The organism is Mycolicibacterium lacusdiani (assembly GCF_021916785.1).
In the GTDB taxonomy this organism is placed as follows: domain Bacteria; phylum Actinomycetota; class Actinomycetes; order Mycobacteriales; family Mycobacteriaceae; genus Mycobacterium; species Mycobacterium lacusdiani.
The window spans coordinates 59,133-81,424 of sequence record NZ_JAKCFC010000005.1 but is presented as its reverse complement, the minus strand read 5'-3'; the positions used below and the strand labels follow the sequence as shown (position 1 = coordinate 81,424).

The 22,292-nt window shown below is 68.3% G+C and carries 24 protein-coding genes; 16 read left to right on the top strand and 8 right to left on the bottom strand.

What is annotated here, in order from left to right:
* The first annotated feature begins 9 nt into the window (after positions 1-9).
* On the top strand, positions 10-534 hold the full coding sequence (locus tag LOK44_RS16915; protein ID WP_237571265.1) for an SRPBCC family protein: 525 nt from the start codon (positions 10-12) through the stop codon (positions 532-534).
* On the opposite strand, the gene LOK44_RS16910 is transcribed toward LOK44_RS16915, so the two are convergent.
* Positions 503-2,002, bottom strand: a complete 1,500-nt coding sequence (locus LOK44_RS16910; RefSeq protein WP_237571264.1) for a carboxylesterase/lipase family protein — start codon at positions 2,000-2,002, stop codon at positions 503-505. The two genes, LOK44_RS16915 and LOK44_RS16910, sit on opposite strands and share 32 nt — an antisense overlap.
* A gap of 75 nt (positions 2,003-2,077) precedes the next feature.
* On the opposite strand from LOK44_RS16910, the gene ypfJ reads away from it, so the two are divergent.
* From ypfJ to LOK44_RS16885, 5 genes are read left to right on the top strand one after another with little or no spacing between them, the layout of a single operon-like run.
* Positions 2,078-2,974, top strand: coding sequence for a KPN_02809 family neutral zinc metallopeptidase (gene ypfJ, locus LOK44_RS16905; RefSeq protein ID WP_237571263.1), 897 nt, complete (start codon positions 2,078-2,080; stop codon positions 2,972-2,974).
* On the top strand, positions 2,971-3,528 hold the full coding sequence (locus tag LOK44_RS16900) for a DinB family protein (protein ID WP_237571262.1): 558 nt from the start codon (positions 2,971-2,973) through the stop codon (positions 3,526-3,528). Before ypfJ ends, LOK44_RS16900 begins: the two co-directional genes overlap by 4 nt.
* A gap of 46 nt (positions 3,529-3,574) precedes the next feature.
* Positions 3,575-4,177 carry a TetR/AcrR family transcriptional regulator gene (locus LOK44_RS16895; RefSeq protein WP_237571261.1) on the top strand — a complete coding sequence of 201 codons (603 nt, stop codon included), beginning with the start codon at positions 3,575-3,577 and terminating at the stop codon, positions 4,175-4,177.
* The gene (locus LOK44_RS16890; RefSeq protein ID WP_237571260.1) at positions 4,170-5,747 is read left to right on the top strand and encodes a flavin-containing monooxygenase; all 1,578 of its coding nucleotides are present in this window, start codon (positions 4,170-4,172) and stop codon (positions 5,745-5,747) included. Before LOK44_RS16895 ends, LOK44_RS16890 begins: the two co-directional genes overlap by 8 nt.
* On the top strand, positions 5,744-6,571 hold the full coding sequence (locus LOK44_RS16885; protein WP_237571259.1) for a mycofactocin-coupled SDR family oxidoreductase: 828 nt from the start codon (positions 5,744-5,746) through the stop codon (positions 6,569-6,571). Before LOK44_RS16890 ends, LOK44_RS16885 begins: the two co-directional genes overlap by 4 nt.
* On the opposite strand, the gene LOK44_RS16880 is transcribed toward LOK44_RS16885, so the two are convergent.
* Positions 6,556-7,248 carry a DUF427 domain-containing protein gene (locus LOK44_RS16880; protein ID WP_237571258.1) on the bottom strand — a complete coding sequence of 231 codons (693 nt, stop codon included), beginning with the start codon at positions 7,246-7,248 and terminating at the stop codon, positions 6,556-6,558. The two genes, LOK44_RS16885 and LOK44_RS16880, sit on opposite strands and share 16 nt — an antisense overlap.
* Positions 7,249-7,255: 7 nt before the next feature.
* Positions 7,256-8,134, bottom strand: coding sequence for an acyl-CoA thioesterase (locus tag LOK44_RS16875; protein WP_237571257.1), 879 nt, complete (start codon positions 8,132-8,134; stop codon positions 7,256-7,258).
* Positions 8,135-8,242: 108 nt separating this feature from the next.
* On the opposite strand from LOK44_RS16875, the gene LOK44_RS16870 reads away from it, so the two are divergent.
* From LOK44_RS16870 to LOK44_RS16855, 4 genes are all read left to right on the top strand, one after another.
* A complete protein-coding gene (locus LOK44_RS16870; protein ID WP_372481258.1) occupies positions 8,243-8,899 on the top strand; it encodes a TetR/AcrR family transcriptional regulator in 657 nt (218 codons plus the stop codon).
* A 131-nt stretch (positions 8,900-9,030) separates the two neighbouring features.
* Positions 9,031-10,260, top strand: coding sequence for an amidohydrolase family protein (locus tag LOK44_RS16865; protein ID WP_237571256.1), 1,230 nt, complete (start codon positions 9,031-9,033; stop codon positions 10,258-10,260).
* Between the two features lie 46 nt (positions 10,261-10,306).
* Entirely contained in the window at positions 10,307-11,449 is a 1,143-nt protein-coding gene (locus LOK44_RS16860; protein ID WP_237571255.1) for an acyl-CoA dehydrogenase family protein, read from the top strand.
* A complete protein-coding gene (locus tag LOK44_RS16855; RefSeq protein WP_237571254.1) occupies positions 11,446-12,702 on the top strand; it encodes an acyl-CoA dehydrogenase family protein in 1,257 nt (418 codons plus the stop codon). The genes LOK44_RS16860 and LOK44_RS16855 overlap by 4 nt, the downstream gene beginning before the upstream one ends.
* 14 nt (positions 12,703-12,716) lie before the next feature.
* Here the strand turns inward: LOK44_RS16855 and LOK44_RS16850 are convergent, their stop codons facing one another.
* The 3 genes from LOK44_RS16850 to LOK44_RS16840 form a co-directional block, all read right to left on the bottom strand.
* A complete protein-coding gene (locus tag LOK44_RS16850; protein ID WP_237571253.1) occupies positions 12,717-13,475 on the bottom strand; it encodes an alpha/beta fold hydrolase in 759 nt (252 codons plus the stop codon).
* 74 nt (positions 13,476-13,549) lie between these two features.
* On the bottom strand, positions 13,550-14,560 hold the full coding sequence (locus tag LOK44_RS16845) for an Rv2578c family radical SAM protein (RefSeq protein WP_237571252.1): 1,011 nt from the start codon (positions 14,558-14,560) through the stop codon (positions 13,550-13,552).
* Between the two features lie 42 nt (positions 14,561-14,602).
* Positions 14,603-15,175, bottom strand: a complete 573-nt coding sequence (locus LOK44_RS16840; RefSeq protein ID WP_237571251.1) for a TetR/AcrR family transcriptional regulator — start codon at positions 15,173-15,175, stop codon at positions 14,603-14,605.
* Between the two features lie 69 nt (positions 15,176-15,244).
* Between LOK44_RS16840 and LOK44_RS16835 the strand changes: the two genes are divergently transcribed.
* A complete protein-coding gene (locus LOK44_RS16835) occupies positions 15,245-16,393 on the top strand; it encodes an MFS transporter (RefSeq protein ID WP_237571250.1) in 1,149 nt (382 codons plus the stop codon).
* Here the strand turns inward: LOK44_RS16835 and LOK44_RS16830 are convergent.
* The gene (locus LOK44_RS16830) at positions 16,359-16,775 is read right to left on the bottom strand and encodes an Rv2576c family protein (protein ID WP_237571249.1); all 417 of its coding nucleotides are present in this window, start codon (positions 16,773-16,775) and stop codon (positions 16,359-16,361) included. The two genes, LOK44_RS16835 and LOK44_RS16830, sit on opposite strands and share 35 nt — an antisense overlap.
* A gap of 254 nt (positions 16,776-17,029) precedes the next feature.
* Between LOK44_RS16830 and urtA the strand changes: the two genes are divergently transcribed.
* From urtA to urtE, 5 genes are read left to right on the top strand one after another with little or no spacing between them, the layout of a single operon-like run.
* Positions 17,030-18,307 (top strand): urea ABC transporter substrate-binding protein, encoded by a 1,278-nt coding sequence (gene urtA / locus LOK44_RS16825; protein ID WP_237571248.1) that lies wholly within the window; start codon positions 17,030-17,032, stop codon positions 18,305-18,307.
* Positions 18,308-18,314: 7 nt separating this feature from the next.
* On the top strand, positions 18,315-19,199 hold the full coding sequence (gene urtB, locus LOK44_RS16820; RefSeq protein WP_237571247.1) for an urea ABC transporter permease subunit UrtB: 885 nt from the start codon (positions 18,315-18,317) through the stop codon (positions 19,197-19,199).
* A complete protein-coding gene (gene urtC / locus LOK44_RS16815; protein ID WP_237571246.1) occupies positions 19,196-20,314 on the top strand; it encodes an urea ABC transporter permease subunit UrtC in 1,119 nt (372 codons plus the stop codon). Before urtB ends, urtC begins: the two co-directional genes overlap by 4 nt.
* On the top strand, positions 20,311-21,129 hold the full coding sequence (gene urtD, locus LOK44_RS16810) for an urea ABC transporter ATP-binding protein UrtD (RefSeq protein WP_237571245.1): 819 nt from the start codon (positions 20,311-20,313) through the stop codon (positions 21,127-21,129). Before urtC ends, urtD begins: the two co-directional genes overlap by 4 nt.
* Positions 21,129-21,821 carry an urea ABC transporter ATP-binding subunit UrtE gene (gene urtE / locus LOK44_RS16805; RefSeq protein ID WP_237571244.1) on the top strand — a complete coding sequence of 231 codons (693 nt, stop codon included), beginning with the start codon at positions 21,129-21,131 and terminating at the stop codon, positions 21,819-21,821. The genes urtD and urtE overlap by 1 nt, the downstream gene beginning before the upstream one ends.
* On the opposite strand, the gene dtd is transcribed toward urtE, so the two are convergent.
* A complete protein-coding gene (gene dtd, locus LOK44_RS16800) occupies positions 21,818-22,252 on the bottom strand; it encodes a D-aminoacyl-tRNA deacylase (protein WP_237571521.1) in 435 nt (144 codons plus the stop codon). The two genes, urtE and dtd, sit on opposite strands and share 4 nt — an antisense overlap.
* Between the last annotated feature and the right edge of the window lie 40 nt (positions 22,253-22,292).

Below are 22,292 nucleotides of genomic sequence, written 5' to 3'. Positions count from 1 at the left end.
TGTCTACCCATGGCACGTACCTACCCGTGTGACCGCGTCGGTCTGGACTTCATCGAGTCGGCCCCGTTCCGATTCGTCAGCACCGTCGACCTCCCGATCACGCCCGAGCAGCTCTTCGGAGTCCTCGGCGACGCCGAGTCGTGGCCGCACTGGGCCACGGTGATCACCCACGTGGAATGGACCAGTCCCGAACCGCGCGGCGTGGGCACCACGCGGACGGTCACGATGCGCGGCAACATCGTCGGCGACGAGGAGTTCCTGGCCTGGGAACCGTTCACGCACATGGCCTTTCGCTTCAACCAGAGCACGTCGAACGCGATCTCGGCGTTCGCCGAGGACTACCGCGTGGTCGAGACGGCGGGCGGCTGCCACCTGACGTGGGTCATGGCGATGAAGCCGAACGGGTCCGCGGGCCGGCTGGGCATGACCCTGTTCAAGCCGGTGATGGCCTGGCTGTTCCAGCGCTTCCTGCACAACCTGCGGCGCTATGCCGACGAGCGGTTCAGTACAGCCCCTCCCACGCCGAACGCCTGATTCGGTCGGGATCGGCGACGGTCTCGTCCCGGGTGGACCGGATCACCCGGGTGCGTCGGTCGCGGTCGTCGTAGATCGGCCACTCCCCGCCCTCCTGCACGCCGAGGCGGCCCTTGGCGAAGTCCAGCCAGGTCCGCTGCATGCGGCGGCCGACCGCGGGTTGGACGCGGCGGCCCAGCGGGTGGATCTTGCGGCCGAGATACGACGAGTAGCTGTGCTGCACGTGCACGATCTCGCTGCCGTGGGTGGCCCCGAGACCCAACGCGCGCAGCGTCCAGGTGGCGTGGTCGAACCGGTAGACGTGCGTCGGCGCGAGCGCGCTGTACGCGTCGGCGAACGCCCACGTCGGCGCGCCGAACATCGCATCGGCGCCGAAGGCCACCAGCGCGCTGCGCCGCGGGTACGCCGGGTAGGCGGCGAGCACGTCGTCCTTGGCGTGCGGCGCGGTGCGGGCGAAGTAGGACTCGATCCCGTCGAGGGTCGTCGGCAGCATGGGCGGCTTGCCCCAGGCGAACATCGACGCCTCGTGGGTGTTGGTGCCGACGATCAGCGGGATGCGCGCCACCGCGCCCGCCCGTGCCGCGTCGATCGGGTGCTGGGGCAGTAGGTCGACGCCGTGGGTGAGCCCGTAGGCGAGGTGCGGACTGTCCGCCGCGCTCTCCCCCTGCAGCTCGCCGGCCGCGCGGCGCAGTCGACGCTGCGGCAGCGCCTTCACCTCGTCGACGCCGACGCCGAGACGCTCGAGAAATTGCCAGGCGCGCCTTGCCCTGGTCTCGCGGTCGGCGATCAGCGGTAGGGCGGGGCTCTGCGCGATCGCGCGGGTGAACAGGCCGCGCGCTGCGGAAGTGGCGAGCAGCGCCAACACCGATGTCGCACCGGCAGATTCGCCGAATACCGTCACCCGGTCGGGGTCGCCGCCGAACGCCCCGATGTTGTCGCGTACCCAGGACAGCGCCGCCAGCTGATCCCGCAGGCAGAGGTTGTCGTCGAACCCGTCGCCGAGCGCGCTCAGGTCGAAGCCGCCGAAGACGCCCAGCCGGTAGGTCACGTTCACCACCACGACGCCGCCGTTGGCTGCCAGCCGCGAGCCGTTGTACAGCTGCAGCTGGCCTGCCCCGTAGACGAAGGCGCCGCCGGGAATCCACACCATCACGGGGAGGGATCTGGTGGGATCGGGCGACCACACCGTCACCGTGAGGCACGCCTCGTCGCGGATCTTCGGGTCGTCGCGTCCGCCGCCCACGAACGACCGGCCCTGCGGTGGCAGCGGCCCGTGCTCCACGGCGTCGCGTACGCCCGACCACGGCTCGAGCGGAACGGGCGCGAGGAACCGGCGCTCCTCCACCGGTTGCTCGGCGTACGCCACGCCCCGCCACACGTTGACCCCGCCCTCGACGGCGCCGCGCAGGGCCCCGTGGCGGGTCTGCGCGATCGTTCGATCTGCCGCGGTTTCGCGCTGAGCCGTCACGGGCAAATCGTAGTGTGCGAAGCTGAACGCGGCTGCGGCGCAGCCACCCCTCACGTGTCGATGGATGGAGTTCGAATGACCTTCAACGAGGGCATGCAGATCGACACGAGCACCACCCGATCCAGCGGTGGCGGGGGCGGCGGCGGACGCGGCATCGCCGTCGGCGGCGGTCTCGGCGGCCTGATCATCGTGGTGGTCGCGCTGTTCCTCGGGGTGGACCCGAGCACCATGGGCGCCGGCCCCAGCGAGTACGACTCGCAGGGCGTACAAACCCCCGGCTTCGACGTGAGCCAGTGTCGGACCGGCGCGGACGCCAACAACATCGTTCAGTGCCGCGTCATCGCGACCGGGAACTCGGTCGACGCCGTCTGGTCGCAGCTGCTTCCGGACTACCGGCGCCCCAGCATCGAGCTGTTCCAGAACAGCGTCGACACGCAGTGCGGCCCGGCCACCGAAGCCGTGGGGCCGTTCTACTGCCCGCCCGACCAGACCGCCTACTTCGACGTCGACTTCTTCGAGACGCTGAAGACTGAGTTCGGCTCCAGCGGCGGCCCGCTCGCGCAGGAGTACGTCGTCGCCCACGAGTACGGCCACCACGTGCAGAACCTGCAGGGCACCCTGGGCAGGGCCCAGCAGGACGCGACCGGCCCCGAAGGCGGCGGCGTCCGCACCGAACTGCAGGCCGACTGCTACGCGGGCCTCTGGGCGCACTACGCGTCGATCACGAAGCAGGAGAGCACCGGTCAACCGTTCCTGCAACCGTTGACCGACGAGGACATCGCCGACGCGCTGTCGGCAGCGGCATCGGTCGGTGACGACCGCATCCAGGAGAAGACCCAGGGTCGCGTCAGCCCCGAGGCGTGGACGCACGGCTCGGCCGCCGGACGGCAGTACTGGTTCACCGAGGGGTACCGCACCGGTGACGTGAACGCGTGCGACACCTTCGCCGCCCAAGACCTGCACCAGGGATGACGGCCGACACCGATAGTCCGCACGGCATCGAGCCGGACACGAAGGACTGGACGTGGGTCCTCGAACGGCCCTGTGCGGAATGCGGTTTCGACGCCGCGTCGATCTCACACCACGACGTCGCCGCGGCCATCCGCCGCGACGCCGCCGATTGGGTCCTCCGACTGTCCGGGCCCACCGTCCGCGAGCGGTCGGATCCCGCGGTGTGGTCGGTGCTCGAGTACGGCTGTCACGTCCGGGACGTACACCGCATGTTCGACGGAAGGGTCCGACTGATGCTCGCCGAGGCCGAACCGCTCTTCCCCAACTGGGATCAAGACGGCACCGCGGCGGCCGACGACTACGCCTCCCAGCATGCCGCAGTGGTCACCGAGGAACTCGTCCAGGCCGCGCACCGGGTCGCGGACACCTACGCGTCGGTGTCCGCCGACGAATGGTCGCGACCGGGGCTGCGCAGCAACGGCAGCAGGTTCACGGTGTCGACGATCGCTGTCTACCACCTGCACGACGTCGTCCACCACGGGTGGGACGTCGATTCACCTCGGATCGGCCAGTAATCCCAAAGCGCTGACCACGTTGAACACATATCGTTAATGTGTTCAAGTGCCCGACGACGCCCCGCCGCCTCGGACACCGTCGATCGCTCTCCTTCGGGCCACCGCCGAGACGTTGCGCCACCTGGGCCCCCGCCGCTTCAGTTTGACCGCGGTCGCCGACGCCGCCGGGGTGTCCCGCGGCACCGTGCACAACGCATTCGGCAGTCGGGAACGGGCGATCAAGGTCGCGCTCGACCACCTCGCCTCGGCGTTCGTCGACACGATGGCCGACGAGGTGCACCGATCCGGCACGCTGGCCGACCAGGTGGCGGCGGCGGCCCAGCTGATCTGTGCCCACCGGCAGCGCTCCGATCACGTCGCGCCCGGGGGCATCAACGAACCCATCCTGGTGCTGTTGCTGCGCCACAGCGGTGACGACCTTGTCCACCGCGCCATCGAACTGTGGCAGCCGCTGGTCAAGGCCGCCCAGAGCAGCGGCGAAGTCGGCCCAGGCGTCGACGCCAAACGCGCAGGCGAGTGGATCGTCCGCATCCTGTTCAGCTTCGAGCTACTGCCTCCCATGGGCGTCAACCTCGACAATCCCCGCGCGGTGCGGCGATTCGTCACCGACCACGTCGTCACTGGACTCACCGGAGGAACGCATGACTGAAGCCCACCACGAGGTCGTCGTCATCGGCGCCGGGCCAGGCGGCATCGCTGCCGCACACCTATTGCGCGAGAGGGGTATTCACGACGTCGTGATCCTGGAGCGCGGCGCGGACTTCGGCGGCACCTGGCGCGACAACCACTACCCCGGCCTCGCCGTCGACATCCCCACGCTGTGGTACCAGCTGTCGTTCGCACCGAACCCCAACTGGAGCCGCCTGTTCGCACCCGGCCCGGAGATACACCGCTATCTGCGCGACACCGCGACCGCGCTGGGCCTCTACCCCCTCCTCCGACCGCACACCGAAGTCACCGCGCAGCGCTGGGACGATCGAGCGGGCCGATGGCTGCTGAGTACGCGCGACGGCCGTACCATCTCGGCGCGATTCCTCATCAGCTCCGTCGGCGGGTACGTCAACGCCAAGGAGACCGTGGACATCCCGGGCTTCGATGACTTCGCCGGGACGATCCTGCGCCCCAACGCGTGGGACGACTCCTATGACGCCCGCGACAAGCGGATTGCCGTGATCGGCACGGGCTCGAGCGGCGTGCAGATCTCGGCGGCGCTCTCGCCCGTCGCCCGCAGCCTGGAGGTCTACCAGCGCACGCCGGCCTGGGTGCTTCCCAAGGTCGACTTCGACATCCCGCCGTCGATGCGGCGCGTGCTGCGCCTGCCCGGTGTCGTACCCGCCATCAACGTGGCGGGACGAATGCTGATGGACGCGGCCATGATCGCGCCGATCGTGCACCTGTTCTCCCGACTTCCGAACGCTGTGCTGAAACGCGTGATGCCGTGGTACGACGCCTACTGCCGCGCCCTTTACCGGCTGCTGCTACTCGCCACCGTGCGGGATGCGCGCACGCGCCGGGCGCTGGTGCCGAAGTACGGGATCATGGCCAAGCGCCCCGTCATCTCCAGTGCGTTCCTCCCCGCGCTCAACCGCCCCAACACCAAACTCGTCACCACGCCCATCGAGCGAATCACCCGCGACGGCATCCGCACCAGCGACGGCCGGGAGCACCCGGCCGACCTGGTGGTGCTGGCCACCGGTTACGAATTGTGGACCGACCCCGAGACCTACCGCGAGGGAACCATTCTGGGCAGCAACGGTTTCGACCTCGCCACCTACTACCGCGCGCACGGGCTTCAGAGTTACGCCGGCACCGCCCACCCGCGGCTGCCCAACCGGTGGGAGATCGTCGGACCAAACGGCTTCGTCGGGTTCGCCTGGCCAGACTTCGTGGAGACGATCGCCGCGCATGCGGTGCGGATCATCGACGAGACCAGGCGGCGGGGTGACGACGTCGTCGAGGTGTCGCAGGACGCCTTCAACCGATGGAACGCGACGATGGCGAAGCGGGGCAAGACCGCCCACCTGTACTTCACCGAATGCAATCCGGGGCTCAACACCTACTTCATCAACTCCCAGAGCGACACCGTCTACCACCGGCCCCAGACGATCACCGGCTCACGACGCTTCGCACGCCGCTCCCCGCTGCGCGACTACCAGTTCTCCCGCCGCTCCGCCCTCGCGCGACCGGCCACGTCCGACCTCGAGGAGCAACCCGCATGACCGAAACCGACACCCCGCTGGCCGGACGCGTCGCGTACGTGACCGGCGCCGCCCGCGGCCAGGGCCGTTCGCACTGCGTGCGACTCGCACGGGCAGGTGCCGACATCGTCGCCATCGACGCGTGCGGTCCGGTCGCCGAGCACAACGGCTACGCCCACGCGACACCCGAGGACCTGGCCGAGACGACGAGCCTCGTCGAGCGCGAGGGCCGCAAGATCCTGGCCAAGGAGATCGACGTGCGCGACCTCGATGGGCAGCAGCGGGTGGTCGCCGAGGCGATCGAGCAGTTCGGCCGCCTCGACGTGGTCGTCGCGAACGCGGGCGTGCTCAATTGGGGCCGGCTGTGGGAGATCTCGGCGCAACAGTGGCAGGAGATCATCGACACCAACCTCACCGGTGTGTGGAACACCGTGAAGGCGACGGTCCCCGCCATGATCGACGCGGGCAACGGTGGTTCGATCATCGCCATCAGTTCGGCGGCGGGCGTCAAGGCCGTGCCGGGGTGCGGCCACTACTGCGCGTCGAAGTTCGGCGTCGTCGGTCTGACCAACTCACTGGCGGTCGAGTTGGGCGAGTACGGGATTCGCGTCAACTCCGTTCATCCCTACGGCACCGACACCCCAATGGGCAACGACGTCTCGATGTATCAGATGTTCGCCGACCACCAGAGGTTCATCCACAGCTTCTCCCCCGGCGCGCTGCCTACCGACTCGCTGGCCGCCCCGGATCTGGTCTCCGACATCGTCGTATGGCTTGCAGGCGACGGGTCGTCGCTGGTCACCGCGGCCCAAATCCCCGCCGAGAAGGGCTATCTGAAGGTCTGATCGGCGGCAGGCAGTTCGGCCGACACCGACAACCCGACGCCGTCGAAGCTGAGGAAGCCCCTTATCGGCTCGGTCTCCGGCAACGGCTCGGCGTAGCTCCACGCGACGTCCGGGACGACGGTCTCACCGAGTACCGCCGCCCAGTACGTGGCGACGCCCTTGTAGTTGCAGTAGCTCGACGTGTCGGTCGCGCGCAGCAGATCCGTACGCACGTGCGCCGGGTCCACGTATAACCTTGGTGCCAAAGCGGTTTCGAACACGATCACGGTCTCGTCGGTATCCACCAGCGTCTCGCCCCCGACGGTGACGCACAGCCGCCGCTTCGTCGACCTGCAGTCCACGCGGTGGTACGGGTTCGGCGGATAGTGGACCAGGCGGCGCCCCTCCTCGAACCACGCGTCCGCCGCCGTCCACGGCACCGTGACGTACCCGGGCGCCTCCGGTACCGGTGCGGCCGGGAGATCGCCCGCCAGTTCCGCCGGGAACGCGTAGCTCAGCGGGTGCCCTTCGCGATGCACCAGCAGGCACCGCTCGGTGTCGAGCACCACGTCGTCGCCCCGCACGGCCCGGACCCGCCGTGGATGCGGCTCGACGAGCACCATGGACCCGTCGACCGGGGGTGACAGCCGGCCGGCGCGCTGCGAGCTGAGCGGTCCGTGACCGGCGACCAGGCTCACCGGTGGCCTACAGCCGGGCGGACGCGTCGATCGACGTGTCGGTTGTGCGCAGTGGCCGGATCATCGCGTCCTGGGAGAAGGAGGCGATGAGTTCACCCGCCTCGGTGTGCACGGTGCCGCGGATGTAGGACATGCCCGCGCCCACCTGAGTGCTCTCGTGGCCGTAGAGGATCCAGTCCGACCACGCGAACGGCTCGTGGAAGCTGACGACGATCGTCATCGGCGCCGTCGACACCGTCAGGTGGGCCTGGGCGGTGCCGATGCCCTCGTGCGCCCGCATGGTGGTCGAGATGCCAAGGTGGCCGGTGAAGTACGCGATGAGCGCCTTGGCGAGGTCGTCGCGCGTCGGAACGGGGTCGTAGTGCAGCCAGGCGTGCAGCTCCGGCGGTCCGACCTCGTCGGGACTGTTGACGTCGACGACGTCGACCAGCTTCAGCTCGCGCCCCACCATCGGCATGTCTCCGGGGTTGGCGTCCGCGGGTGCGGTGACGTCGGGCCGCGGCAGGTGGTGCCGGATGACGTCAGCCGACGGGACGTCGGTGAAGACAGTCGCCGTGATGCAACGCTTGCCGTTCTGGCTCGCGGACACGACGGCGGTGGCGGTGGTCCGTCCCTCCGCGACGACGTCGACCGTCAGCTCGACCGGTGGCCCGACGAGGACGGCGCGCGCGAACACGGCGGTCGCGGAACGAACGGACTTCTCCGGGAAGCGCTTCGCGACCGCGACGATCGCCTGCGCGAGCACCTGGGTGCCCTCGACGACCTGACGTTCGTCGGCCCCGGCGAGGCCGGTCTGGCCGATGAACCGTTCGCCGTCGGGTTCGACGTCGAACAGCTCGAGTAGCCCCGCGAGGGTCCACTGCGATTGATCGGGCTGCGTGGTCATGGAATGACGCCCCTTCCGCTGTCGGATGCTCCGCTATACGAATCTCGGGCTGCCGAAACTCGCCGCCAAGCACACCACAGACTCGCGAGAAACGGTAACGTCGTTCTCGTGGCCCGGAGCGGAGAGACCCAGCCCGGTGAGCCGACGAGGCGCGCGAGCGCCGTGCCGGCCAATGCCGGGACGGTCGACGAGGAATCGCGCGCCACCCGGTTCATGCGATCGGCGTTGTCGATCCTCGGCGAGACCGGCAGGGCGGACTTCACCGTCCTCGAAGTCGTCGAGCGGTCGAAGACATCGCTGCGGTCGTTCTATCAGCACTTCGCGAGCAAGGACGAGCTGCTACTCGCGCTGATCGAGAAGATCATGTCGGAGTCCACACTGCGCTGGCGCGCCGACACCGATGACCTCGGGGCCGCCGAGGCCCTGCTCCTGTTGATCGAAAAGGTCAGCGCTCCCGCGTCGTCCACCACCCAGGACAGCATCAACAGGGGTCTGACTTTCTACAACGACCACCTGGCCGAGACCGTCCCCGCCGAGTACGCCAGGGTGCTGGCCCCGGTGAAGGTGCTCATCGGCGACATCATCGACCGCGGCATCGCCGAGGGGGTCTTCGCACCGGACCTCGACGTCGACGCCTCCACGACGCTGATCATGCAGTCCGCGATGGGCGCGATGCGGTTGCGGGTGCTCGGCGCCGAACTAAACGGCACCCCACTCGAGGGCAAGCACATCTACGACTTCTGCCTGCGCGCCCTGCGGAAGTGAGCCCCGCCCGGCAGGGCGCCGACCTGCGCTGAGCGGCCGCCAAAGTCTCGACGATTCGGGGGTGTCTACGCTGCTCGCCTGGTGGTAACGTCATTACCAAATCGGGCCTACGAGACTTCCAGGAGGCGGAAATGCCCTCACGCGAACTGTCCTATCCGGTCTTCGACGCCGACAACCACTTCTACGAGCCGAAGGAAGCACTGACGCAGTTCCTGCCGGAACACCGCAAGGGCGTCATCGACTACATCGAGGTCCGCGGCCGCACCAAGATCATGGTGCGCAACCAGGTCAGCGACTACATCCCGAACCCGACCTTCGAGGTCGTCGCACGCCCCGGCGCGCAAGAGGACTACTTCCGGCACGGCAGCGGCGGCAAGAGCTACCGCGAGGTCATGGGCAAGCCCATGAAGGCCATCCCCGCGTTCCGCAACCCCGAGGCCCGCATCGAGGTGCTCGACGGGCTCGGACTCGACTACACGCTGATGTTCCCCACCCTGGCCAGCCTGGTCGAGGAGCGGCTGAAGGACGATCCGGACCTCATCCTCGACATCGTGCACGGACTCAACCAGTGGATGTACGAGACGTGGCAGTTCAACTACGCCGACCGCATCTTCTCCACCCCGGTGATCAACCTCGGCAACGTCGACCGGGCGCTGGAGGAACTGCAGTGGTGTCTCGAGCGCGGCGCCAAGACCGTTCTGGTCCGGCCTGCGCCGGTGCCCGGGTACCGCGGCAGCCGGTCGATGGGCCTGCCCGAGTTCGACCCGTTCTGGGACGCCTGCGTTCAAGCTGGCATCCCCGTCTCGATGCACGCCAGCGACAGCGGCTACTCGCAGTACCTCAACGACTGGGAACCCGGCGACGAGTTCAAGCCGTTCGCGCCGACGGCCTTTCGGATGGTCGCCATGGGCAAGCGCCCGATCGAGGACACCATGGCCGCGATGGTCTGCCACGGCGCGCTGACCCGCAATCCCGATCTGCGCATCCTGTCGGTCGAGAACGGTGCCTCCTGGGTGCCGTACCTCTTCTACCAGTTCAAGGACGTCTACATGAAGATGCCCGACGCGTTCCCCGAGGACCCGATCGAGGCCTTCAAACGGTGCGTGTACGTGGCACCGTTCTGGGAGGACGACTTCAAGAAGATGGCGGACCTCTGCGGTATCGACCGGATCATCTTCGGCTCGGACTGGCCGCATCCCGAGGGCTTGGCCGACCCGATCAACCTGGTCGGCGACCTCGAGGCACAGGGCCTCGACGACGAAGGCGTCAAGAAGGTGATGGGGCGCAACATGGTCGACCTCTTCAAGGTGCCCAACCAGAAGGTCTACGAGCCGGGCGTGCCCGCGCTCGTCCTGGCCTGATCCTGCCGCTCCCCCAACCCACGACAGAAGAGGCGCAACCGATCTCATGACACGAGTCGCCAACCCGGAACAAGAACTCTTCGCGTCGACGGCCGAGGAGTTCCTGCAGCGGGAGGGCTCGCTGACGCACGTGCGCGAACTGCATGCCGCCGGTGAGACCTTTCACCCGCAGTGGTGGCAACGCGCCGCCGAACTCGGTTGGACCAGCTTGCTGGTGCCCGAGGAACTCGGCGGCGGCAGCGTCTCGGGTGACGGCGTGGCGGACCTGGCGCTGGTCGCCGAACTCATCGGGCGTTCGGTTGCTCCCGGCCCGCTGCATCCGGTGAGCACCGTGCTCGCCGGCCTGGTCGACGCGGACGACGCCGAAAGGCACTCGGCCGTCATCGAATCGCTCGTCGCCGGCGAGTTGGTGGCCTCCTGGGCGGTGTACGAGCCCGGGCGGAGCTGGGCGCCGACGGAGTCCACCGTCACCGCCACCCCGACGGGGTCCGGGTGGCGCATCGACGGCGTCAAGGACCGCGTCGAGGCGGGAACCGAGAGCGGCATCGTCCTGCTCGTGGCCGTGGCCGACGGCGTGCCGAGGCAGTTCCTGGTTCCCACCGACGCCAAAGGCGTCCACGTGGAGGCGCAGAATTCCCTCGACCTCGTCAAGCGGTACGCGCGCATCACGTTCGACGGCGTCGAGGTGGCGCAGGACGCGGCGGTCGGCACGGCCGAGCAGACGCCGGCCCTGATCGCCCGGCAGGCCCAGATCGCCCAGGTGCTGCAGTGCGCCGAAGTCGTCGGGATACTCGATTCGGTCTTCGCGTTCACGGTGCAGTGGGCGTTCGACCGGCATTCGTTCGGCAGGCCGCTGGCGTCGTACCAGGCGCTCAAGCACCGGTACGCGGACATGAAGATCTGGCTGGAGGCCTGCCGCGCTACGACGCGTGCGGCGGTCGCCGCGGTGAGCGCCCGCTCCGACGACGCCGACCGGCTGGTCAGCGTCGCGAAGTCCTACGTCGGGGAGCACGCACCGGACATGTTGCAGCACTGCGTGCAACTGCACGGCGGCATCGGCGTGACCTGGGAACACGACCTGCACCTGTTTCTGCGGCGAGCGACCCTGAACCGAGCCATGCTGGGCACTCCGGAAGAACACGACCTGCGCGTCTATGCGCTCACCGAAGAATTGGAGTCCGCATCATGACCGACACCACGACTGACGCTCCGGTGAGCACCGAGACGGTGGCGGAGTTCGCCGATCGGGCACGAACCTGGTTGGCGGACAACATGCCTCGCGTCGACCCGGCCGACCCGCCTTACGTCGACCGCGGCGAGGAGGGTCCGTGGTTACGCGCTCGCGAACTGCAGAAGCTGCTGCACTCGGGTGGCTTCGCCGGGATCTGCTTCCCCCGGGAGTACGGCGGCCTGGGCCTGCCGATTGCCTACCAGCGCGCGTTCAACGAGGTGTCGCGCGAGTACGAACTACCGCTCATCCTGAACACCCCGACGTTCACGATCTGCGCGGCAACGATTCTCGACACCGGCACCGAGGACCAGAAGCGCACCCACATCGCCGGGGCCATCAGCGGTGAGGAAGTCCTCGTCCAACTTCTGTCGGAGCCCAGCGGCGGGTCCGACCTCGCCGGCGTCATCACGCGCGCGGACCGGCGTGGCGACAAGTGGATCGTCAACGGCGCGAAGACGTGGAGCACCAGCGCGTTCGCCGCCGACTACGGGTTGTTGCTCGCGCGCACCAATTGGGACGTCCCGAAGCACGAGGGGCTGACGATGTTCCTGGCGCCATTGGCTGCTGACGGCATCACGATGCGCAGGATCAAGCAGGTCGACGGCGGCAACGAGTTCTGCGAGGAGTTCTTCGACGACCTCGAACTCGGCGACGACGCCGTGGTCGGCGAGGTCGACAAGGGCTGGGAAGTGGCCTCGCGGCAGATGTTCCACGAACGTCGCGCCGTCGGCGGCGGCTCCGAGTTCGCCAGCGGCATCGGCGCCGAGGGGTCGACAGACCAGCTGGTCGACTACGTCGAACTGCTGCGCGCCACCGGGCAGACGGGAAACGAGCGGATCCGCGCGATGGCGGGCCGTGCGCTGGTGCGCCGGGCCGTTCAGGAACAACTCGTCGACCACGTGTACCACGGGGTACTCGACGGCTCGCTGCCGTCGGCCGCCGGTTCCATCATCCGCATCACCCATGCCGAGACCGTGCAGTTCGAGATCGACACCGCGCTCGAAATCGCCGGGCCCGCAGGCGTCGTCGACGACGGCAGCGGATTGTTCTCCTTCGGCAGCCGCTATCCGTCGCGGCAGGCCGCGTCGCTGGGCGGCGGTACCACCGAGATCGCGCGCAACGTAATCGGCGAGCGCGTCCTCGGTTTCCCTCGCGAACCCGCACCCGACCGGGGCGTGCCGTTCAACCAGGTGAAGCGCAACAAAAACTGACGGACCCGGGGCGGTCAGCCCCGGTGTGCCCGCCAGAAGTCGACCATCACGGCGGCCGCCGACGCGGGGTCCTGCGTCATCCACCAGTGCCCGAGTCCGTCGAGTACCTCGATTCGTGCGCCTGTCCTGGCCGACGCACGCTGCTTCTGCTCAGGGGTTCCGACGTAGTCGTCCTCGGTGGGCAGCAGCGCGAGACCCGGTCGTGCGGCAGCCGCTTCGAGGTGCTCACCGGCCTTGGCGGCGTTGGGTTGTGCGGCCGAGCGGTAGAGGGTGAGGATCGACCGGCCCATCGCCTCGTCGATGCCTGGGGCCACCCGTTCGGCGATCTCGGCAGCCATCCCGGCTCCCGTGAGGAAGGCGGCGCGATCGGACACCGGCATGGCGGCCAGTCCCGCGACCACCTGCTCCCCCACCTCGGGCGTCTGCCACTGCTGGGCGAGGTCGTGCCACACGTACTCGGCGTCGAACACGCCAGGTATGTCGGACACCCACGTGCGGAGCAGGTCGGGTCTCGTCATCGCGACGTTGAGGACGTGGCCGCCACCCCAATCGTGGCCAACGAGGTCCACGGGTTCTCCGATGGCCTCCAGTTCGGCGGCCAGCCAATCGCGGTATCCGTGCATCGTGGCGCTGAAGGCGTCCGGCACCGGCGCGCCGAAGCCCGGCGGCGAGAGCCTGCGGACGTCGGTCTCACCGAGATCCGCGAGCGAGGCGACCAGCAGGTCCCACACCGCGGCCGTCTCGGGCACTCCATGGACGAAGACGACGGTCATGCGCTCTCCTGTCGATCACGAGCAACGTGTCGCAACCTACCTCCGACGGGTGACGACGCGTCGACGACCTCGGGTCAGAACAGTGTCGGCTGCAGTTCTGCCACCGCGGTGGGCGCGGTCCGCACGCGAAACGGTCGGTTCCGCGCCTCCAGCCCATGGCGGTGCACCAGCGGAGCGGCCTTGTCGCGCAACGCGTCCCGATAGCCTTGTGGCAGGTAGGCGCCCCGTCGGTACAGCTCGCGGTACTGCGGCAGCAGGTCCGGCCGGGCCTCGGCAAGCCAGTTCATGAACCACCCGCGCGTCGACCCCCTCAGGTGCAGACCGAACACCGTCACGCCGGTGGCTCCCGCCGCGGCGACGTCGGCGAGCAGCGCGTCGAGGTGCTCGACGGAATCGGTGAGGTGCGGCAGCACCGGCGCGATCATGACGTGGCAGTCGAGGCCGGCGTCGCGGATGGCCCGCACCAGGTTCAACCGGGCGCGCGGCGTCGGCGTCCCTGGTTCGATCTGCTGGTGCAAGTCCGCGTCGCCGATCGCCAGCGACACCGAGACGGTGACGTCGACGGTCTTGCCCGCTTCGGCGATCAGCGGCAGATCCCGTTGCAGCAGTGTGCCCTTCGTCAGGATGGACATCGACGTTCCGGACCCGGCAAGGGCGTCGATGATGCCTGGCATCAACGCGTAGCGGCCCTCGGCCCGCTGATACGGGTCGGTGTTGGTGCCGAGAGCGACCGTCTCGCGGGTCCACGATCTGCGCCGCACCTCCCGGCGCAGCACGTCGACGACGTTGGTCTTCACCACCACCTGGGTGTCGAAGTCGACGCCGGAGTCGAAGTCGAGGTACTCGTGGGTGGGTCGGGCGAAGCAGTAGCGGCAGGCGTGGCTGCACCCGCGATAGCCGTTGACGGTGAACCGGAACGGCAGGCCCGAGGCCTCGGGCACCTTGTTGAGCGCCGTCTTGCACAGAATCTCGTGGAAGGTAATGCCGTCGAACTGCGGCGTGCGCACCGACCGGACGAAGCCGAGGCGCTGCAGTCCGGGCAGCGCTCCGTCGTCGACCTCGATGCCTTGACCGTCCCATCGCACTTCTCCATTCGAACGTGCGTTCGATGATCTGTCAAGGCATGGTCAGGAACGGGTGGCTGCGGCGACCACGGCGGCGGCGACCCGGCGTGCTGTTGCGCTGCGGCGACGGCGGTCGTCGCGCAGACGCATCCCGAGTTCACCCGTGACCACCAGCAGGATCTGTTCGGCGAGGTCGTCGGGTGCGTCACACGGCAGCGCATTCGCGAGCCGGCGCAGCGTGTCGCGCAGGTGATCGGTGTCCCGCTCGATGGCCGCGGCGATCTCCGCGGGCGGGTCGGCGTACTCGGCGGCGGCGCCGAGGAACGCACACCACCTGGCCCCGTCCGGACGGTCGGCGTATGCATCGATTGCATCGAAGATTGCCAGTAGACGCTGCTCGTCGTCGCTCGCCGCGGAGATGGCGTCGTCCCACACCTGCCGCCAGCGTTCATGGCGGCGCTCGAGCGCGGCGGCGATCAAGGCCTCCTTGCTCCGAAAGCCCCGGTACAGCGTGGCCGCCGAAACGCCGGCCCTGGCCAGCACCGCGTCGACGGGGGCTGACTCGATACCGCGGGAGAACACGACGTCGTCGACCGCGTCGAGCAGCTTCTCCTCCGAGCCCTTGCGCACCGGCATGACGATCAGCCTAGACTCGCAAAGGTGAAACGATCGTTTTCGTTTAATGGCGTCCGCCCAAGTCTCGTCGTGGTGTTCGGGACGTGCTTCATCGCCGCCACCTACGGGCTGGTCCGGCTGGCCTACGGACTGTTCCTCCCGGATGTCCAGCGGGATCTGGGGCTGGGTGCGGCCGGCGCCGGGTACGTCTCGTCGGGCTCGTCGCTGGCCTACTGCGGTGCGGCCCTGGTCGGCTTCTTCCTCGGCAGCCGTCGGCCGCGTGCACTGGTACTGGCAGCCGTCGCCACCGCGTGCCTCGGTGTGTTCGGCATGGCTGCGGCCACCAGCGTCGTCGCCTTTGCCGCCTGCGCGGTACTCAGCTCGGCCGGCGCCGGCTTCGCCTCACCGGCGCTGGTGGCCATCGTCGCGCGCAACGTGGGCCCCCGCCGCCTCGACAGCGCCCAGTCCGCGGTCAACTCGGGCACCGGACCGGGCTTGGTGGGCGCCGGAGCGCTGGCACTACTGCTGCTGCCGCAGTGGCGCACGAGCTGGGTCCTGGTCGGCGTGGTCACCGCAGTCCTCGGCGCAGTGGTGCTGGCCGTCGACAGGGGCGCGACCACCAGTACGCCTCGAGCGCAACGACTTCCGACGACGTGGATCAGGAGTCACGCGACCGCCATCGCCGCAGCCGTTCTGCTGGGCGCGGGATCGGCCGCGGTATGGACCTACGGTCGCAGCCTGCTCGTCGAGACCGGGGGCGGATCGGAACGCGACACCGTCACGTCCTGGATCCTGCTCGGCGTCGGCGCCACCGCGGTCGCCGCGACCGCCCGGCCACTGGCGAGGATGCACCCGACCGACGCGTGGATGCTGACCTGCGCACTAGTGACGTGCGCGGTGGTGGTGCTCGCCCTCGCACCTCAGCGAGCCACCCTCGTCGCGACCGCATGCCTCACCTTCGGCTGGGCGTTCGTGGCAGCCACCTCCGCGCTCATCGCGTGGACCACCCGCATCGACCCCGCCAACGCCGCGGCCGGTACCGCAATGCTGTTCGTGGCATTGACGTTTGGCCAGGCCGCGGGCGCCTCAGCCCTGGGGTTCGCGATCCCCCGGTCGGGTTTCACGACGGCGTTCCTGGCCGCCGCGGCCCTCACTGCGTCGGCGGTCGCGGTCGGCGCCCTGGACCGGCGCCGCTACACCGACGTCAGTTCCAGGACCGCAGCTGGCACTGCGTGGTGAACGGGCCGGTCTGCTCGACGACCACCTGACCGTCGACGGCGATCTCGCAGCGCACGTTCGGGTCGGCCTGCATCGCGTGCGCGGCCCCGCTCGCGGAGAGGAACGCCCACTGCGAATCGGCCAAAGTGGTCTCGAAGACCCACGGGGCACCCGGCGCCAGGTCCACCTTCTCGCTCTTGACGAACGCGTTCGGGTCGGCGTGGTACGCCTCGAGACTCGGCGGCGCCGCGAACGAGTAGTAGAGATTGAAGTCTCCGGGCCCCAACGCCGAGAGCGTGTACCTGACCTGGTGTGCGGCGGGTTCCGCACTCGCTGTCTGACCTAGTCCGAGCGACGCGGCCGCCAGCGCGAACGCGGTTCCAACCACTGCTGTCTTACGCATGATCGTCACATCGACGGACCGTACCGCACCGTTACACGGCGCATCCAGGAGCGCGAAGCCGTCGCGTGTACCCGCCGATCGTCGGGTGAACACCGTGCGAACGCGTCGTTAATTCATTCGTCACGTACAGAAATTCCACAGAAACAAAGCGTCTCTAACGTCCCGCATCGACGCTCGACGAGCGTCGAACCTCGGCGCTCGCAGCGGATTCGCATCCGCGCGCCAGCGCCTCGCGGCACGACGAAAGGTTGTTCATGCGGTTGTCCAATGGGGGTACCACCCGCTCGCGGCTCAACAGAACCGCCCTGGCGGCCGGGAGCCTGATCGCCACGACCAGCCTCCTGCTGGCCGGTTGTGGCAGCAAGGCGAGCGAAACCGACGGCGCCGCAGCCGAGTCGTGCGTCGACACCTCCGGCTCGACCGTCAAGGTGGGATCACTCAACTCCCTGTCGGGCACGATGGCGATCTCCGAGGTCACCGTCCGCGACGCCATCAAGCTGGCCGTCGACGAGATCAACGCCTCCGGCGGCGTCATGGAGAAGCAACTCCAACTCGTCGGAGAAGACGGCGCGTCCGAACCCACGGTGTTCGCGGAGAAGGCCGAGAAGCTCATCAGCAGTGACTGTGTCGCAGCGGTGTTCGGCGGCTGGACGTCGTCGAGCCGCAAGGCCATGCTGCCGGTCTTCGAGAGCAACAACGCGCTGCTCTACTACCCCGTGCAGTACGAGGGCCTCGAGTCGAGCAAGAACATCTTCTACACCGGTGCCACCACCAACCAGCAGATCGTGCCCGCGCTGGACTACCTGAAGGAGAAGGGCGTCAAGTCCCTCTACCTCGTCGGTAGCGACTACGTGTTCCCCCAGACGGCGAACCGGATCATCAAGGCGTACGCCAATGCCAACGGCATCGAGATCAAGGGCGAGGACTACACCCCGCTCGGATCGACCGACTTCTCCACCATCGTCAACAAGGTGCGCAGCGCGGACGCCGACGCCGTATTCAACACGCTCAACGGAGACTCCAACGTCGCCTTCTTCCGCGAGTACCGCAACGTCGGCCTGACCCCGCAGCAGATGCCGGTGGTCTCGGTGTCGATCGCCGAGGAAGAGGTCGGCGGCATTGGCGTACAGAACGTCGCCGGCCAGCTCACGGCCTGGAACTACTACCAGACCATCGACACCCCGGTGAACCAGAGGTTCGTCGAGGCGTACAAGAAGGCCTACGGCGCCAACAAGCCGACGTCGGATCCGATGGAGGCCGCGTACGTCTCGGTCTACCTGTGGAAGAACACCGTCGAGAAGGCGAAGTCGTTCGACGTCAAGGCCATCCAGGACAACGCGGGCGGAGTCACGTTCGACGCGCCCGAGGGTCTGGTGACCATCGACGGCGAGAACAACCACATCACCAAGACCGCACGCATCGGCGAGATCCGGCCCGACGGACTGATCTACACGGTGTGGGAGTCCCCCGGCCCGATCGAGCCGGACCCCTACCTGAAGTCCTACCCGTGGGCCGCCGGCCTCTCCGGCTGATTCACCCGTGGATGTCCTGATCGGACAGCTGGCAACGGGATTGAGCCTCGGCTCGATCCTGTTGCTGGCTGCACTGGGCCTGTCGCTGACGTTCGGTCAGATGGGCGTCATCAACATGGCGCACGGCGAATTCATCATGGCCGGCTGCTACACCGCGTACGTCGTGCAGCAGGTGTTCTCGAATGCCGGTGTCTCACTGCTGCTCTCACTGGTCATCGGGTTCTTCGTCGGTGGCCTCATGGGAGTGGTTCTGGAGGTCACGCTGATCCAGCGGATGTACGACCGGCCGCTGGACACCCTGCTGGTGACGTTCGGCGTGGGCCTGATCCTGCAGCAGGTGGCGCGCGACGTGTTCGGCGCCCCCGCCGTCAACGTCATCGCCCCGTCGTGGTTGTCGGGTGGTGTCGAGATCTTCGGCGCCGTGGTGCCCAAGACCCGCATCTTCATCCTGATCCTCGCCGCGGTGTGCGTGGCGGCATTGGCCACGGCGCTCAAGACGAGCCCGATGGGACGGCGCATCCGCGCCGTCGTGCAGAACCGTGATCTGGCAGAGACGAGCGGCATCTCGTCGCGCAAGACCGACATCACGACGTTCTTCATCGGATCGGGTCTGGCGGGCGTGGCCGGGGTGGCACTGACGCTGATCGGCTCGACGAGCCCCACCACCGGGCAGAGCTACCTCATCGACGCGTTCCTCGTCGTCGTCGTCGGCGGTCTCGGCCACATCAAGGGCACGGTGATCGCGGCGCTGGGCCTGGGGTTCTTCAACTCGTTCATCGAATACAACACCACCGCCTCGCTGGCCAAGGTGATCGTGTTCGTGATCATCGTGTTCTTCCTGCAGGTTCGCCCGCAGGGACTGTTCACCGTTCGGACCAGGAGCCTCGTATGACACGCGTACTCGGCCGCTGGCAGACGTGGGCGGGGTTCGGCATCGCCGCCGTCGCGCTGTTCGGCGTCGCCCCCGCGCTGCTGTCGGACTTCCGGCTCAGCCTGCTGGCGAAGTTCCTGTGCTTCGCCATCGTGGCCGTCGGCATCGGATTGGCCTGGGGCCGTGGCGGAATGCTCGTCCTGGGCCAGGGCGTCTTCTTCGGCCTCGGCGGCTACATCATGGGGATGCACCTGAAGATCTCCGACGCCGCACTGACCAAGCAGGCGGTGCCGGACTTCATGCAGATCGCGGGCGTTCGCGAATTGCCCGCCTACTGGCAGCCGTTCGCGTCGCCCATCGTGACGCTGCTGGCGGTGGTGTTCGTCCCGACGGCGATCGCCGCCCTGCTGGGCCTCGGCGTGTTCAAGCGCCGCGTCAAGGGCGCGTACTTCGCCATCCTGTCCCAGGCGCTGGCCGCCGCGCTGGCGATCCTGCTGATCGGCCAGACCAGCATCGGAGGTAGCAACGGGCTGAACAACTTCCGCACGTTCTTCGGGTTCGCGCTCAAGGACCCAGTGAACAAGCAGATGCTCTACTTCATCGCCGCGGCAGTCCTGCTGATCGTCGTCGCGATCGTGCGCCAGCTGATGCAGAGCCGCTACGGCGAACTGCTGGTCGCAGTGCGCGACGGTGAGGAGCGCGTGCGCTTCCTCGGGTACGACCCGGCGAACGTCAAGGTCGTCGCCTATACGGTGGCCGCGTTGTTCGCGAGCATCGCGGGCGCGCTGTTCGCCCCGATCGTCGGGTTCATCGCGCCGTCGCAGGTCGGCATCCTGCCGTCGATCGCGTTCCTCATCGGCGTGGCGATCGGGGGCAGGACGACGCTGCTGGGACCCGTGCTCGGCGCGATCGGCGTGGCTTGGGCGCAAACCGTGTTCTCCGAACGCTTTCCGTCGGAGTGGACCTACGCCCAGGGCCTGCTGTTCATCGTGGTCGTCGGGTTCTTCCCCGCCGGCTTCGCGGGACTCGGCGTCTTCCTGCGCCGCCGGCGCAAGGGCAAGCCGGAACCGGACCCGGAACCGGTGGCTATACCGGACCCCGACCCCGAGCCCGAGAAGGCAGGAGCCAGCCGATGACCGAGACCTTGGGTAGCTCGACGACGCCGGTGGCCGGCGGCAACGTCGGCATGGGCACGCAGTACCTCGAAGTGCGCGGGCTCACCGTCGACTTCGACGGCTTCAAGGCCGTCAGCGACGTGGATCTGACGCTCTTCCAGGGTGACCTGCGCTTCCTGATCGGGCCCAACGGCGCGGGCAAGACGACCGTCATCGATGCCATCACCGGGTTGGTGTCGGGCACGGGGTCGGTCAGTAAGTCCGGCGTCGAACTGCTCGGCAAGAAGGTGCATCAGATCGCCCGGCTCGGGGTGGGCCGCACGTTCCAGACGGCGAGCGTGTTCGAACAGCTGACGGTGTTGCAGAACCTCGACATCGCCGCAGGCGCGGGGCGGTCGGCGTGGACGCTGCTGCGGCGCCGATCCGGGGTGTTGCCTGCCATCGAGGAGGCGCTCGAGATCACCGGTCTGGCCGACCTGGCGGACCGGCCCGCGGGGGTGCTCGCGCACGGGCAGAAGCAGTGGCTGGAGATCGGCATGCTCCTCGTCCAGAACGCCGACGTGCTGCTGCTGGACGAACCCGTGGCCGGGATGAGCCACGACGAACGCGAGGAGACGGGAAACCTGTTGCGGCGCATCGGTAGTGAACGGACCGTGGTGGTGGTCGAACACGACATGGACTTCATGCGGGCATTCGCGACGTCGGTCACGGTCCTGGCACGCGGACAAGTGATCGCCGAGGGAACGGTCGCGCAGGTGCAGGCCAATCCCAAGGTGCAGGAGGTCTACCTCGGCACGGCCGCGGCGGGCACCGACGCTCTGGTGGAGGAGTCCTGATGCTCGAACTCGTCGACGTCCGTAGCGGATACGGCCGCTCGGAGGTGATCCACGGAGTGAACCTCGAGGTGCCCTCGGACGGCGTGGCCGCGGTGATGGGCCACAACGGTGCAGGCAAGACCACGCTGCTACGCGTTGCGGTCGGACTGCTCAAGTGCTCGGGCGGCAGGGTGATGTTCGACGGCGAGGACGTCACGAAGATGCGGCCGAGCGCCCGGGTGGCGCGCGGGCTGGCCTACGTGCCCCAGGGCCAGCAGTCCTTCGGGCAGCTCACCACCGCGGAGAACCTGCAGGTGGTCGCCGACGGCCGTAAGAACGGTAAGCAACTGATCGACGAGCAGCTGGACCTGTTCCCGGCGCTCAAGGAGCTGTTGGGCCGGCGGGCCGGATTGCTCTCGGGCGGTCAGCGTCAGCAGCTCGCGATCGCGCGGGCACTCATCACCACGCCCACGTGCCTGATCCTCGACGAACCCACCGAGGGCATTCAACCCTCGGTGGTCGCCGAGATCGAGGCGGCGATCACGGCGCTCACCCGCAGGGGCGGTCTCGGCGTGCTGCTGGTGGAGCAGCACATCGGGTTCGCGCTCGAGTCGGCGCAGCGCTACTACATCCTCGAGTCGGGGCGCGTGACGTCCAGTGGCACCGGCGGTTCCGCGTCGGAGGCCGACGTGCGCGCCGCGATGGCGATCTAGGACAGTTCGAGCAGCACGGTCACCGGACCGTCGTTGACCAGCTCGACCTTCATGTCGGCGCCGAAGATGCCCGTCTGAACGTCGGCGCCGAAACCGCGCAGCGCGTCGCACATCGCGTCGACGAGGGGTTCGGCGACGACGCCGGGTGCGGCTGCGTTCCACGACGGCCTCCGCCCCTTCGCCGTGTCGGCGTAGAGCGTGAACTGGCTGACCACGAGAACCGGCGCCGCCACGTCGGCAGCGCTGCGCTCACCGTCGAGAATGCGCAGACGCCACAACTTCTCGGCCATCCGCGCGGCGACGTCGGCATCATCGGTGTGCGTGATACCAACGAGCGCCACCAGCCCCTGACCCTCCGGAGCGATCTCCCCCACCACGTCGCCATCGACCACGACTCGCCCCGAGGTCACCCGTTGCACCAGTACCCGCATGGGCAACGATGCTGCCATCCTTGGGTGCTGCCGAGTGTCG

Coding starts and splice junctions, on each gene's coding strand:
- LOK44_RS16865 (WP_237571256.1), top strand. CDS start 9,031: ATGCCCTCACGCGAACTGTCCTATCCGGTCTTCGACGCCGACAACCAC.
- LOK44_RS16900 (WP_237571262.1), top strand. CDS start 2,971: ATGACGGCCGACACCGATAGTCCGCACGGCATCGAGCCGGACACGAAG.
- LOK44_RS16860 (WP_237571255.1), top strand. CDS start 10,307: ATGACACGAGTCGCCAACCCGGAACAAGAACTCTTCGCGTCGACGGCC.
- LOK44_RS16855 (WP_237571254.1), top strand. CDS start 11,446: ATGACCGACACCACGACTGACGCTCCGGTGAGCACCGAGACGGTGGCG.
- urtD (WP_237571245.1), top strand. CDS start 20,311: ATGACCGAGACCTTGGGTAGCTCGACGACGCCGGTGGCCGGCGGCAAC.
- LOK44_RS16830 (WP_237571249.1), bottom strand. CDS start 16,775: ATGCGTAAGACAGCAGTGGTTGGAACCGCGTTCGCGCTGGCGGCCGCG.
- dtd (WP_237571521.1), bottom strand. CDS start 22,252: ATGCGGGTACTGGTGCAACGGGTGACCTCGGGGCGAGTCGTGGTCGAT.
- LOK44_RS16850 (WP_237571253.1), bottom strand. CDS start 13,475: ATGACCGTCGTCTTCGTCCATGGAGTGCCCGAGACGGCCGCGGTGTGG.
- urtE (WP_237571244.1), top strand. CDS start 21,129: ATGCTCGAACTCGTCGACGTCCGTAGCGGATACGGCCGCTCGGAGGTG.
- LOK44_RS16915 (WP_237571265.1), top strand. CDS start 10: ATGGCACGTACCTACCCGTGTGACCGCGTCGGTCTGGACTTCATCGAG.
- LOK44_RS16875 (WP_237571257.1), bottom strand. CDS start 8,134: ATGACCACGCAGCCCGATCAATCGCAGTGGACCCTCGCGGGGCTACTC.
- LOK44_RS16840 (WP_237571251.1), bottom strand. CDS start 15,175: ATGCCGGTGCGCAAGGGCTCGGAGGAGAAGCTGCTCGACGCGGTCGAC.
- urtA (WP_237571248.1), top strand. CDS start 17,030: ATGCGGTTGTCCAATGGGGGTACCACCCGCTCGCGGCTCAACAGAACC.
- ypfJ (WP_237571263.1), top strand. CDS start 2,078: ATGACCTTCAACGAGGGCATGCAGATCGACACGAGCACCACCCGATCC.
- urtC (WP_237571246.1), top strand. CDS start 19,196: ATGACACGCGTACTCGGCCGCTGGCAGACGTGGGCGGGGTTCGGCATC.
- LOK44_RS16890 (WP_237571260.1), top strand. CDS start 4,170: ATGACTGAAGCCCACCACGAGGTCGTCGTCATCGGCGCCGGGCCAGGC.
- LOK44_RS16885 (WP_237571259.1), top strand. CDS start 5,744: ATGACCGAAACCGACACCCCGCTGGCCGGACGCGTCGCGTACGTGACC.